The sequence below is a fragment of the Limosilactobacillus sp. DJ3M12 genome (assembly GCF_947381695.1).
Lineage (GTDB): Bacteria > Bacillota > Bacilli > Lactobacillales > Lactobacillaceae > Limosilactobacillus > Limosilactobacillus kinnaridis.
In genome coordinates this window covers 1-13,572 of record NZ_CANCWY010000022.1, presented here as the reverse complement: position 1 = coordinate 13,572, position 13,572 = coordinate 1, and the positions used below count along the sequence as shown (strand labels likewise).

General features: G+C 38.2%; 9 protein-coding genes and 2 pseudogenes. 5 read left to right on the top strand and 6 right to left on the bottom strand.

What is annotated here, in order from left to right:
• Positions 1 to 71: 71 nt before the first annotated feature.
• Positions 72 to 722, bottom strand: a complete 651-nt coding sequence (locus QOS06_RS09205; protein ID WP_078009900.1) for a DedA family protein — start codon at positions 720 to 722, stop codon at positions 72 to 74.
• Positions 723 to 941: 219 nt separating this feature from the next.
• Between QOS06_RS09205 and helD the strand changes: the two genes are divergently transcribed.
• Entirely contained in the window at positions 942 to 3,248 is a 2,307-nt protein-coding gene (helD, locus tag QOS06_RS09200; protein ID WP_283595881.1) for an RNA polymerase recycling motor HelD, read from the top strand.
• 21 nt (positions 3,249 to 3,269) lie between these two features.
• A pseudogene (locus QOS06_RS09195) lies at positions 3,270 to 3,533 on the top strand (oxidoreductase dimerization domain-containing protein); the annotation flags it as partial.
• 39 nt (positions 3,534 to 3,572) lie between these two features.
• Here QOS06_RS09195 and QOS06_RS09190 read toward each other — a convergent pair.
• On the bottom strand, positions 3,573 to 4,442 hold the full coding sequence (locus QOS06_RS09190; protein ID WP_085650503.1) for a DMT family transporter: 870 nt from the start codon (positions 4,440 to 4,442) through the stop codon (positions 3,573 to 3,575).
• A 210-nt stretch (positions 4,443 to 4,652) separates the two neighbouring features.
• Between QOS06_RS09190 and QOS06_RS09185 the strand changes: the two genes are divergently transcribed.
• Complete coding sequence (locus QOS06_RS09185) at positions 4,653 to 6,749, top strand: LTA synthase family protein (protein WP_109975899.1); 2,097 nt, start codon at positions 4,653 to 4,655, stop codon at positions 6,747 to 6,749.
• A gap of 190 nt (positions 6,750 to 6,939) precedes the next feature.
• A complete protein-coding gene (gene coaA, locus QOS06_RS09180; protein ID WP_283595878.1) occupies positions 6,940 to 7,863 on the top strand; it encodes a type I pantothenate kinase in 924 nt (307 codons plus the stop codon).
• Here coaA and QOS06_RS09175 read toward each other — a convergent pair.
• Complete coding sequence (locus QOS06_RS09175; protein ID WP_283595877.1) at positions 7,860 to 9,050, bottom strand: ATP-binding protein; 1,191 nt, start codon at positions 9,048 to 9,050, stop codon at positions 7,860 to 7,862. The two genes, coaA and QOS06_RS09175, sit on opposite strands and share 4 nt — an antisense overlap.
• A 514-nt stretch (positions 9,051 to 9,564) precedes the next feature.
• On the opposite strand from QOS06_RS09175, the gene guaA reads away from it, so the two are divergent.
• Entirely contained in the window at positions 9,565 to 11,118 is a 1,554-nt protein-coding gene (guaA, locus tag QOS06_RS09170) for a glutamine-hydrolyzing GMP synthase (protein ID WP_283595876.1), read from the top strand.
• Between the two features lie 175 nt (positions 11,119 to 11,293).
• On the opposite strand, the gene QOS06_RS09165 is transcribed toward guaA, so the two are convergent.
• The 3 genes and pseudogenes from QOS06_RS09165 to QOS06_RS09155 all read right to left on the bottom strand — a co-directional run.
• Positions 11,294 to 11,629: a hypothetical protein gene (locus QOS06_RS09165; RefSeq protein ID WP_222258125.1), complete on the bottom strand. Its 336-nt coding sequence runs from the start codon at positions 11,627 to 11,629 to the stop codon at positions 11,294 to 11,296.
• Between the two features lie 241 nt (positions 11,630 to 11,870).
• A complete protein-coding gene (locus QOS06_RS09160) occupies positions 11,871 to 12,794 on the bottom strand; it encodes an IS30 family transposase (RefSeq protein ID WP_283595874.1) in 924 nt (307 codons plus the stop codon).
• Positions 12,795 to 12,893: 99 nt separating this feature from the next.
• Positions 12,894 to 13,001, bottom strand: a pseudogene (locus QOS06_RS09155) (IS982 family transposase); the annotation flags it as partial.
• Positions 13,002 to 13,572: the final 571 nt, after the last annotated feature.

The window sequence follows — 13,572 nt, the reverse complement described above, 5'->3', positions numbered from 1 at the left end:
TTACAGCACTCCTTTAAGCGAAATAAAAATACTTATTACATTTTAACATGATTTCGCTGAAGAAAAAGCAATTATAGCATTCGGTTTCGCTTAATAATTCGTTGACGAATCGCTTTGATAAGTGCTAACAAGCCAACTCCTAACAGTGAACACACAACAAATGCTAAGATGATAAGTGAGAAGTGCTGACGGACAAACGGAATTGTTCCAAAGTAATATCCACATCCAGCACCAATCGCTACCCATAATGTAACGCCAATAATATTACCAATTGTGAAACGATGGAACGGAAACTGCATTGTTCCAGCAATTAAGGGGACAAAGGTACGAATGAGCGGTACAAATCGCCCTAATGCTACAGCTTTGATCCCATGACGGGCTAAAAATTCTTGTGCTTTCTCAAAGCGGGGACCGGCCATTCTTTTTTTGAGCCATTGCCAATGAGAAAGGGAATGACCAATATAATAATTAACTGTGTCACCAATTAGCGCCGCGAAAAAGAAGACGGGGATGACGATTTCCATTTTTAAGATCGGGTTAAAAGCAATGAAAGAACAAGTTAAAAAGACGAGTGATTCACCAGGAAACCATGGGAAAATCACTAATCCAGTTTCCATAAAAATTAGGATAAAAAGGAGAACATAGCTCCAAGCGCCCATCCACTCAAACATGGGAATAATTATTTCCGCAATATGAGTTAGAAGATAAAAAAGATGGCTCATTGTTGTTTCCCTCCCCCTGGATCATGGTTTCAATATATTGTAGCGTTATTATTAGTTATTTTGATGATCTTAGGATTAAAATTAAACGACATTTAATAATTGAAAAAATAGAAGGCGGAAAGTTAACAGACTAATTGGCGAAAATGATATAATAATTGGATGATTTTAAGATAAATTATTAAGTAAGTCGACCTGAAGATGAAAGGTAGGGAGTATGGAATGTCTACGAAAACTGAAAAAGAACTAGAACAAAAGTACCTTGATGATGTGATTGATAAAGTAAAACAGGCCGAACAAAAAGCAGAAGAAAAGATTAAAACGGCTCAACATGATATTAAGGGCATCAATAAGCAAATTGATGATATCCACTTAAATACCACTACTTATTCAGGCATGATGGATACGGCCATGTCTTTTCGTGCTCAACAGCAGATGCTAGATGAACGTCAAAATAGCTGGCAACACGCTGCAGACCGGCTAGCAACTTTACAGCGACTTGAAAAGAAACCTTACTTTGCTCGCATTGATTTTCGTGAAAAAGGTGCCAATGAATCCGAAAAGGTATATATCGGGCTTGCATCCTTTACCGATAAGCCGGATCACTTTCTTGTTTATGACTGGCGAGCACCGATTTCGTCTGTTTACTATGAAGGAAAGCTCGGGAAAGTTAAGTACCAGACTCCGGTAGGTGAACAAGAGGTTGATCTTACTCTTAAGCGCCAATTCCAAATTAAAGATGGCGTGATTGTAACCATCTTTGATACCGACGAACAAGTAGGCGACCAGATGCTTCTTGATGCTCTTGGTAACCATTCAAGTACCAAGATGAAGAGCATTGTAACGACGATTCAACGGAAACAAAATGAAATTATTCGTGACACTAAAAATGAATTGTTGTTTGTTCAGGGGGCTGCTGGCTCGGGAAAGACAGCTGCAGTTCTCCAACGGGTTGCCTGGCTTCTTTACCGTTACCGGGGGAATTTGACCTCTTCACAAGTTGTTCTTTTTTCACCTAACCAATTATTTAATGACTACATTGATCAAGTTTTACCGGAATTGGGTGAGCATAATATGGTCCAGATGACTTACTTCCAGTTTGCTAATCGTCGGGTACCAAAGCTTCATGTTCAAAACTTAGAACAACGGTTTGAAAGTCACCAAGATGAAACGGCTAAGAATGCACAACAACTATTAACTAGCTTACAATATTTCAAAGCAACAGAGCGTTATGCTAACCATCTTGGTCATGCTAATATGCGTTTCCGTAACCTTATGTTTAATGGTAAAGTCTTTTTGAGCAAAGAGAAGATTAAGGAGATTTACTACTCATTTAACAATAACTATAACCTGGGAAATAGGTTGGATGGAACGAAAGAAGCTCTTATTAAATACCTTAATCACCGTGTTGGATCTGAAATGCGCAACAAATGGGTAGAGGATGAAATTCAAAGCTTGAGTAAAGAAGAAATCGACAACCTATTTAATAACCAGCCACGTGAATTTGAGGATGAAGATAAAGAATACAAGTTCCTTGCGCGTCAAATCGTTATGCGGGCATTTATACCAATAAAAAAAGCCATCGATCATAATCAGTGGCTTAACATCAATGGACAATTTTTACACCTTCTCCGGGTAACTCCAAAACTTGTTAATATTGCTGAATACGGTATTTCTGCAGAGCAATGGAAAGGTTATGTTGATGGGATAAAAGAAGAGCTAAAGAAGGGAAATATCAGTGCAAACGGAATTACCATTTACCTGTACCTGTATGATTTGATTACTGGAAAGCGTGGTCAACGTGATATTCGTTACGTTTTTGTTGATGAAGTTCAAGATTATGATGCTTACCAGTTAGCTTACCTTAAATATCGTTTTCCCCGTGCTAAATTCACATTGTTAGGAGACCTTAACCAGGCGATTTTCACTCATGAGAATAGTCGGTCACTATTAAAGCAGTTAGGGACGATGTTTGATCCAGAAAAGACGAAGGTTGTCCAATTAACTAAGTCTTACCGTTCCACGAAACAAATTACCGACTTTACTAAGCATATTTTAATTGACGGTGAAGCAATTGAGGCCTTTGAACGTGAAGGCAATAAGCCACAAGTTTATCAAACTAAGGATGAACAAGAAGGGGTAGCGGCAGTTATTGATATTCTTAATAAGTATCAGAATGACCATGATGCCGTCGCAATTATTGGTAAAGATCTCAAAGACAGTGAAGAGTTGTATCAAAAGTTAAATGCCAATAATATCAAGACCACCGTTATTCGGACAGAGAATCAACGGTTAGTAAAGGGGCCAATTGTTGTGCCAGCATATCTAGCAAAAGGGTTGGAATTTGATGCGGTTATTGTCTGGAATGCGAATGATCAGCAATACCATGGTAACGATGAGCGACAATTGCTATATACAATTTGTTCTCGAGCAATGCATGAGTTAAGCTTAGTATCAATTGGCAGGACAACTAGTTTGCTGACCCAAGTGCCGACAGATGAATATGAAAAAGTTAATGTTGATAAATAAATGGCAAGAGTAATATTGCACTTTATGTCAACTACCACGCCGGTCCTGATGTCATTGGTTTGGGATAAGGATACCCAACGAATCTTGGGAGCACAGATGATGAGTAAACACGATATTTCAGAAACTTTAAGTCTGATTTCGTTATGCATTCAGAACCAAAATACAATTGAATTTCTTGGAATGTATGATACAATGTTCCAGCCAAACTTTGACCGACCATTTAACTATGTCAACTTGCTAGCTCAAGCAGCGGTTGCCAAGGAAGATAAGAAAGTAAGCAAATAAAAATAACGAGGATGAAAAAACTTTTCATCCTCGTTATTTTTAATGCTGTTTTCTTAAAAATGGCACATCTTGGAAATTAACTTGCATAATTGCATTGGCTAAAAGTAAGATTAAACCACCCCAAATTAGTTGTGGTGTAAGGGGATCATAGCCCATGATAACTGACATGGTGCTGGCAAAAAATGATTCTAACATCAATAATAATCCAGCAGATGTAGCATCAGTATATTGCTGAGCTGTAATTTGCATTCCTTGCGCTAAGAAGGTTACGACGATCGCTAAAATAGCCAGGGGAATCAGGGCTTGAACCCAATGAATTTGTGTAAGGTTAGTACGTTCAAATAAGCCAGTCGTAATCCAACCGAACGTGCCTTGACATAGGCCAATCATGAAGATTACCACCCAGGGACTAGAAACTTTCGGTGCGTACTTTCCAAAGAAGATTAATTGTAAGGCCCAAAAAATAGCAGAAACAACAGTTAGAAAGTCCCCAAAATTTAATTGAAGGCCAGTATTAGCAACATTAGTGATGACAGCCATTCCGATAATAGCGAGGGCGACCGCAAAATATGTCTTCCGTTGTGGACGCTCATGCCAAAACAACCACAAGATCAAGGGAGCAATTGCAACATATAGGGTTGTCAAGAAGGCATTTTTAGCCGGAGTAGTATAACGGAGAGCATCAGTCTGCAAAAAATAACCCAGGAAATTAATTGTTCCCATAAGGACTCCTAGTTTGAAATCCAGCCAAGTCATTTTGTTGATCTGTTTATGGAAGATAAGATAACCGGCAATTACACACATTGTTCCCCGGCAAGCATTGATAACTCCAGAATGCATCCCTGCTTGAATCGTTAGTTTGGCAAATACATAGCTGCTTCCCCATAGAATAGCAACCAGTAATAACATTAAATTCGCTTTTTTCTTTGAAATGGTGCTCAGTCCCTTCTGTTAATTAACGACACTCAATCATAACATTTAAGATCTATTTTCAAAAGGTTAACTACGACAGAAAAGTGACGGAATTTTTAACTTTTTGGAAAAATAAAATTGTACGGTTGCGGTTAGCTAGTTAGTGTATTATTGTTAATAATGATATTTTTTTATGGAGGAACGACTATGAAAACAGCGTTGCAGAAGCTCCGCCGTGTCTTGAATACCAAGCTCGGTTTTTTTCTGCTTGTTGTACTTTTATTTTGTTTAAAGAGCTATTGGGCTTATCAAAATGAATTTAATTTAGGTGTAAAAGGAAGCATGCAACAATTCCTTTTAGCATTTAATACGATTCCAAGTGCCCTTGTATTTTTGGGAATTGCATTATATTTCCGTGGACGCTTGTCCTATTGGATGATGTTGATAATTAATGTGGCATTGTCGACATGGCTTTTTGCAAATATTTTGTACTATCGAGAATTTTCAGATTTCATTACCTTTAACGTAATAAAGGGATCTGGAGCGGCTTCAAATAATCTTGGTAAAAGTTTAATGGGGATATTACGTCCCGAAGACTTTTTGGTTTACCTGGATGTTGTAATTTTAGCACTCATCTTACTTTTCCACTTTGTCCGTGTTGATATGCGGCGCTTTAAGGTTAGATATGCGATGACGATTACTGCCCTTGGCTTTGTTCTATTTGGAGTTAACTTAGGAATGGCGGAAAGTGATCGTTCACAACTACTTACGCGAACATTTGATAATAATTATATTGTTAAGTATCTAGGACTCGAAGCATATACAGTTTATGATGGGGTTAAGACGACTAATAACAGTGTAGTAAAAGCGCGTGCTAATCGTGACGAATTAAAGCCGGTTTTGCATTTCATCCATAGTAATTATGCTACGCCAAACGTTGAATATTACGGTAAGGCTAAAGGAAAGAATATTTTTATCATTCACCTTGAAAGTCTCCAGCAATTCATGATCGACTATAAAGAAGATGGTCAAGAAGTAATGCCAAACCTGAATAAGTTGTACCATGCTAATGATACTTTGGCGTTTGATAATTTCTTCCACCAAGTTGGTCAAGGAAAGACGGCGGATGCAGAAACAATGCTCGAAAACTCGCTATTTGGTCTTCCAGAAGGATCAGCAATGGTTACTGATGGGACGACTAATACCTTCCAATCTGCGCCAGCGCTTCTTCATCAAAAGCTAGGTTATACGACGGCCTCATTCCACGGGGATGTTCCTAGTTTCTGGAACCGTGATAATGCTTATAAGTCTTTTGGTTACCAATACTTCTTTAGTAAGGAGTATTACCCAAAGACCAAGGATTATGATGCTGGATATGGAATGAAGGATAAGATCTTCATGAAAGAATCAGCCCACTATATCGAGCAGCTTCCACAACCATTCTATGCAAAGATCATCACAGTTACTAACCACTATCCATATATTCTTGATAAAAAGAATAAAGATATTGAAGCGTGGAAGACTGGTGATGACACGGTCGACCCTTATATTCAAACTGCACGATACTTAGATGAATCACTTGGCGAATTTCTTGATTACCTTGATAAGACGGGGTTACGGCAAAACAGTGTGTTAGTTCTTTATGGTGACCACTATGGAATCTCTAATAACCACCAACCAGCCATTGCGCAAATCTTAGGTAAGAAGAAAGTAACTAATTATGATCTAGCAATGTTCCAAAAAGTACCATTTATGATTAATATGCCTGGCCTAAAAGGTGGCATTAACCATACGTATGGTGGTGAAATTGATGTTTTACCTACTCTTGAGGATTTGTTAGGAATTAGCTCTAAGAATTATATTCAATTCGGCCAAGACTTGCTCTCACCAGAAAATAAGCAAATTGTACCGTTTAGAAATGGTGATTGGGTAACGCCAAAATACACTAAGTATAATGGTGACTACTATTACACTAAGAATGGTAAGCAGATTACTCACCAAACCGCAGCGCAACGTAAAGAAATTGGTAAGATTCAAAAATACGTTACAACTGATCTTGGATTATCAGATAAAGTCGTGAATGGTGACTTGCTTCGGTTCTACAAACTTCCAGGATTTAAGAAAGTTGATAAAAAACAATATACTTATAACCTTAAGAAGAGCTTGAAGAATTTACAGAAGCAGCAAAAGAAACAGAAGACAAGTTTAAAGTCGGAAAATAATAACCAGAGTACTTTCGATGATTATACAACCGATGCACCAGAGTTAAAGAATTATCCGAAATTAAACTTCCCTAAACCATAATCAAATGAAAATGGAGGCCAGTAATAGTACTAGTCTCCATTTTCATTTCAAACAGTTGCGCTGCGCTAATTATCTGGTAAAATGTTTAGGTGTTCACAAGCTGGATTGAGCTTTAATTATGTTTATAATATGTTACTATTAAACTTGAGTAACCGTTTTCATTGACGGGTGAAATAAAGGATTTTGCATAATGGATGAATGGATGAACTACGAACAATTTGATCGGCAAACATGGCACGGCTTTTTCCCAACTGATTCAGTACGGTTAACCCAGGGGAACTTGGATGAAATTAAGTCGTTGAATGATCGAATTTCAATTGAGGATGTGCAGGATGTATATTTGCCGCTAATAAAATTAATTCAACTGCGCTACCAGAACTTTTTGGAATGGCAGATGCAAAAGGCAAACTTTTTACAGCGTTCCACGATGCGCATTCCATATATTATTGGGATTGCAGGTTCGGTTGCAGTTGGGAAGAGCACCATCGCTCGGTTGATTAGTATCTTACTAAATAAGATGCTGCCTGATAAGCGGGTAGAATTAATGACAACGGATGGGTTCTTATATCCTAATGCAGAATTAAAACGGCGGGGGATTATGGATCGGAAAGGCTTTCCCGAATCATATGACATGGAAAGGCTTCTCCAGTTTCTTAATGATGTTAAGGCAGGGGAACCAGTTGTCAAGGCGCCTACATACTCCCATCAAGTTTATGATGTTCAGCTGGATAAGCCCTTGGTAATTGATCGCCCAGACATATTGATTGTAGAAGGGATTAACACGTTGCAATTGCCAAGTAACCAGCAACTATATGTCAGTGATTACTTTGACTGGTCATTGTATGTTGACGCAGATCCGGACCTGATTGAGCATTGGTATCTTCAACGGTTTGGGATGTTGCTAGAGACAGCCTTTACTGACCCATCAAACTATTACTATCCTTATTCGAAGGGTGACCGTCAGGAAGCATTTAAAATGGCAAAGGATGTTTGGCAACGCGTCGACCTTCCTAATTTACGAGAGTTTATCCTTCCAACCAAAAGTCGTGCTGACGTAATTTTACATAAGACAACGGGACATCTCGTGGATAAGCTTTATCTGCGACGAGGTTAATTGGTTAGCCAACTATACAAGTCAATAATTTCAATATCAGGATCTAAACCAGCGTAATTGAGCGTTGGTTTTACTGTAATTAAAAGCTTTTTATATTTTGAGGAAAGTTGCCGTAATCCGCTGATCGCCCGGCGATAGGCACCATCATCAGCAAGCGAATAAGCGATTTGGATACAGGTAAAGATATCATTTTTAATTGCGACAAAGGTAATCTCATTATCTTTGATGCGGCCGCTATATACTTGGTAGCCTTGGCTCAATAAGTCAATAAAGACAATATTTTCAAGGATTCGTTGAGAAAGGACATTCTTTTTCAGTGTGAGAGCTTGCCGAATACTAGGATCTACCGGATAATAACGAATATTGGTACTTTTGATGTGGCGACGGGAAAAATCATATTCTTTGCATGGGTAAAAGATAAAGGACCTCTGTAAGAACTGTAAATAAAAATCGACCGTCTTATTGGAAGTAGTGATGTGGTGACGTTTAAGACTATCGACAATTTGGGAGATATTTTGTGTGGTTCCAGCATGATGAGCTAAGTGATGGGCAAGTTGCTTAGTCAGGCCTGGATTGCAAAGGGTCGCCTGCTGGGTGAAATCGGTAATAATAATTGTGTTGATGATCCCATTCACGTAATTGCGGAGGTTGATTGGACCGTGGATTTCGTGAGTATAGGGGAACCCACCCTCATTTAAATATTGATATAACGCTTGGGAATCAGCTTCTTGTTGGTTCCTTTTTATGTATTCACGGAAGCTGCAAGGGAAAACCGGGATGATAGTATAAGAAACCATTTGTTGAAGATTTTCTTTCTCCAAAATGGTTTTGTTGGAACTTGTAATATAGATATCAGTATTAGAGAGTGAATTTAGGGCATTTACAACGCGGGCAAACTGGGGAACCACTTCGACTTCATCAAGAAAGATATAATTCATCTGGTGTTTACTAAGTCGATCAAGAATAAATTGTAAGAGATATTCTGGATTGCATAATTCATTTTCTAGGAGATATTCAAAGTTGATCACTTGAATTTGACTTGAGGAAATTTCTTGACGCCGGAGAGTTGCCCGAAACTGGTCAAGAATAGTCGTTTTACCACACCGCCGAACGCCAACAAGAATCTTAATTGTTGACTGGTTCATGCTGTTTATTAGTTGGTTAAGATATTTTGTCCGAATAAACATATTGCACCTCAAGTAAAAAATAACTAACTAAATTTTATCAAATGCAGAAAGCGCATTCAAATCAACCGAATTTGGAATGGATTACAAATCCTGCATTAGAAAATCTAGTTAAAACATCTAGTAAAAGTAAAAAATAAATCTTTTTAATCCTAATGTATCAATGTTCGAAACGGTTGCACATGATATTTATGACTCATTTTTATTGACAATTACTCACAGACCACTTAAGAAGGATACAGATTAAATGAGATGAGGAGGCTGTCGAAATGATAAAAACTGATAAAGACACTAAAACACTTGAGGCACAAGCAGTTGATGAAGAATTACGTCTATTAAATATTGATTTAGAACACTAATTAAATATCCTCAATAAAATTCCATCTAACGAAAAAGGCGTGAGAAAATTTAGCTCCCGTCTTTTTTGTTATGGAATATTAAATAATCATTGACCATGCCATGTTCAGCCTGTAAACTAGCCTTTAAGAATAAAAATTTGAACAAAGGAAGTGTCATTGTGGCAAACATCAATTTAGATGCGTTTGATAAGATCATTGTCTTGGATTTTGGTAGCCAATACAATCAATTGATTACTCGTCGGCTTCGTGATTTCGGTATTTATTCCGAATTGCTTTCTCACAAGTTAACCGCAGACGAGATCAAAGAGATTAATCCTAAAGGGATCATCTTCTCTGGTGGCCCTAATAGTGTTTATGATCCAAACGCATTCAAGGTCGATCCAGAAATCTTTAAGCTTGGTATCCCGATTCTAGGTATTTGTTATGGAATGCAATTAATGTCATACGACCTTGGCGGAAAGGTTGAAAAAGCTGATAACTCCGAATATGGACGAGCAGATATTGAAGCACTTGATGACGAGGCTGTATTATTCAAAGGTTTGCCAAAGAAGCAATATGTATGGATGAGTCATGGTGATTTAGTAACTCAAGCCCCAGCTGGATTTGAAGTTACTGCTACTAGCAAGAACTGTCCAATCGCATCGATTGCTGATAATGACCGTAAATTCTATGGTGTTCAATTCCACACTGAAGTTCGTAATTCCGAATACGGATTAGACATTTTACGCCGCTTTGCTTTTGATGTTTGTGGCGCTAAAGCAAACTGGACGATGGATGACTTCATCGACATGCAGATTGATGAAATCCGCAAAGAAGTCGGTGATAAGAAGGTTATCTTAGGTCTTTCTGGTGGGGTTGATTCCAGTGTTACCGCCGTTTTGATTCATAAGGCAATTGGCGATCAACTTACTTGTATCTTTGTTGACCACGGATTGTTACGGAAGAACGAAGCTGACCAAGTGATGGATGCGTTGAGTCGCGACCTTGGTGTTAACATTATTAAGGTTGACGCAGCAGATCGCTTCTTAGGTAAGCTTGAAGGTGTTACCGATCCAGAACAAAAGCGGAAGATTATCGGTAAGGAATTTATCGAAGTCTTTAACGAAGAGGCCAAGAAGATTAAAGATGCTGATTTCTTAGCTCAAGGTACGCTTTATACGGACGTAATTGAATCTGGAACAGACACCGCCCAGACAATTAAGTCTCACCATAATGTTGGTGGTTTGCCAAAGAAGCTCGGTTTCAAGTTAATTGAACCATTACGCAAGCTCTTTAAGGATGAAACCCGTGAACTCGGTGAAAAACTTGGAATTCCACATGAATTGGTATGGCGTCAACCATTCCCAGGTCCAGGTCTTGGAATTCGTGTTATTGGTGAAATTACTACTGAAAAGCTTGAAATTGTTCGTGAAAGTGATGCAATCCTTCGTGAAGAAATCAAAAAAGCAGGTCTTGATGAAGAAATTTGGCAATACTTTACTGTCTTACCAGGTATTCGTTCAGTTGGTGTCATGGGTGATGGCCGGACATATGACTATGCGGTTGCTATCCGGGCCGTTACCTCAATTGATGGGATGACAGCCGATTTCGCTAAGATTCCATGGGATATTCTTCAAAAGATCTCAGTCCGAATCGTAAATGAAGTCGACCACGTTAACCGCATTCTTTATGATGTTACGAGTAAGCCACCTTCGACGATCGAGTACGAATAGAATTGTAATGTTACTTAGTGTTGGAATGGCGATATAACGGCAATTTGGCAGTGTTAAAACTCGACCAACTCATAAAAAATAACATGTTTGTTTGCCAAAGTGTTTGCCATATGAAGAAAGCATCCAGTGTAAAAGCTGGGTGCTTTTTATAATAAGAAATTTTTAACAATAAGTCTTAATCCTTTCCATGATGGTTAAACATTTGATTAAAAGTAAAAATGTCCCATAGTGTATCTGATACTTCATGGTCTTCTTGTCCTTCATGAGTATTTACTGGTGGTAAGCCTTGTTTTGCTCTGTTCTTGTTGACTTCACGTAAATTGTGGTTATCAATATCCATACCAGTTACCCACATTACGATCCACCATAAGACACAATAAAGTAGAAAAGCTTCAACAATCCATGAGATAAATTCCCATAATCCTAACCATGTAATGATAATTATTGCAATAACTGTGGTAATCAGCCAACGACGATGCATGATCTTCTTTCTTTGGTTATTATCAATCATCAGCACCACTTCCTTTATCTGCTTCTATATATGACTTTAATTAAATTGTATCATTATTAGTATCGTAATAATGTAATTCTATTTTTAGAATTAAGTATATTTAACGCGTGGTGCTAGTGAAATTTTTCTAAGCAATATTAGATGCCAGAAACGCTACTTCCAACCGTTATTGAAAGACTGTTAAAATTTGCGCACGATTATTTTTGGCATTGGCAGATTGCAAGAAATAACTTGAACGAATTTAGTAATGTAGATTAAGCAAGAAGATCTCGATTGGTGTATGCCAGTTAAGACATTTAAGTGGTCGGGAATTCAGATACCAATTAATTTGAACTAGCTTGTGATCGCTTAACTCTTCAATAGCTTGGCCTTTGGGAATAAAGCGCCGTAAAACTCGGTTACGGTTCTCATTACTACCGCGTTCATGTGGTGAATAAGCATGGGCAAAATAAACCGGAGTACCAGTTCGCTGCTCAATTGCCTGGTAGTTAGCGAACTCTTTACCATGATCTACGGTCAGCGTCTTGAGTTTGTCTTGAAGTTGACTAGCTAGTTCAAGCACGGCTTGAGTCATGGATTGACTATCGCGACCATGGAGCCGTTTAACAATTGTCAGGCGACTCTTACGCTCCACAAAAGTAGCCACAGCTTGACCTTTACGCTTGCCAGAAAGCACGGTGTCAGCTTCAAAGTGGCCAAATTCCTGGCGAGTTTCGATTTTATGAGGACGCTCCTCAATTGAGCGGCCGTGACTGAATGTACCCCGCTTTTCTTTAGCGCGATGGCGACGTATTCCATGATCAGGCAAATCAGATAACTGCACATCAAGCCATTTTTGATCAATCCAGTTATAAACCGTCTTGTAGGCAATCCCAACCACATGGGCAACTTGTTCAGGAGACCACTTCTGGACTTGAATCTTTTCCTCAATCAAGTGCTTAAGGTTTTTAGTGAGCGAAGACTTTCGCCCCCGTTGACTAACCTTTCGTTCGCAGTCAGATTGCGCTAGCTCAGCCTGATACTCACCATTTAGTCGGTGAAGTTCATTAAAGATCGTGGTCTTACTAAAGCCTAAGTAATTAGCGATGTATCGTAAGGAACGTCCTTCATTATGAAGCGTTTCAATGACAACGCGGTTCTGGAATGATAAAATAGTGGTGCCCATTAAGGTCCTTCTTTCTAATGGAATGTTGTGGTAACACCATTAAAGACCTTGATGGGTTTTTCTGTCCACTTAAATGTTCAACTTAAATTTTACAATCTGCCATTTCAATAAGGAAAAGTCTGTTTCAATCGTTCGGCAAATTGCTTTTAGTATGTGTGAGTTATGTTCTTTCGTTCCAGCCATGTTTTGGTAAAATGGGGTTTCCAAAGTGTTTGAGCTTCTATCATATGCTCTTTTTCAATAAATTCCATTCAATTACAGAAATTTGACACAATAATGGTACATTAGAATTAGGTAGGTGTGTTAGGTTACTAAGAGAATGGGTGCTGTATCGTTGCCATGATGGAATTTAAGAATAATTTAAATATTGTGCCGTTGTGCTTTTATAGATAAATACTAGCTGAGAAAGTGCAGAGGGTGAATATAGTCACCATAGCTTACTGTTTAGTAGTATTGATAATACACTTGTATTGTTCAATAACATTTGATAAGGAATATAATCATCGATTTAAGATCAAGTGTAGTCATAGCTAAGACTACGTTACTAAATTTTTGGGTTTTCAACGAGTTAAAAAGATATCTTAGTTTGCATCGGCTTTATTCTTAATATTGGCACTATTGGGATCAATACATGGTTTGAATTCCATTGTTCTCCCTACTTCTATCAGTTTAGTTTTAAGTAGTTTATTACTTTTGATGAGTCATTTGCTTTATAAACTTGTAGACAGGAATTATTCAAACTGAAAGTGCTTTGGTGACCCTATAATTCCTTTATTCA

Coding starts and splice junctions, on each gene's coding strand:
- QOS06_RS09190 (WP_085650503.1), bottom strand. CDS start 4,442: ATGTTATTACTGGTTGCTATTCTATGGGGAAGCAGCTATGTATTTGCC.
- QOS06_RS09165 (WP_222258125.1), bottom strand. CDS start 11,629: ATGATTGATAATAACCAAAGAAAGAAGATCATGCATCGTCGTTGGCTG.
- QOS06_RS09205 (WP_078009900.1), bottom strand. CDS start 722: ATGAGCCATCTTTTTTATCTTCTAACTCATATTGCGGAAATAATTATT.
- QOS06_RS09160 (WP_283595874.1), bottom strand. CDS start 12,794: ATGGGCACCACTATTTTATCATTCCAGAACCGCGTTGTCATTGAAACG.
- QOS06_RS09185 (WP_109975899.1), top strand. CDS start 4,653: ATGAAAACAGCGTTGCAGAAGCTCCGCCGTGTCTTGAATACCAAGCTC.
- QOS06_RS09175 (WP_283595877.1), bottom strand. CDS start 9,050: ATGTTTATTCGGACAAAATATCTTAACCAACTAATAAACAGCATGAAC.
- helD (WP_283595881.1), top strand. CDS start 942: ATGTCTACGAAAACTGAAAAAGAACTAGAACAAAAGTACCTTGATGAT.
- coaA (WP_283595878.1), top strand. CDS start 6,940: ATGGATGAATGGATGAACTACGAACAATTTGATCGGCAAACATGGCAC.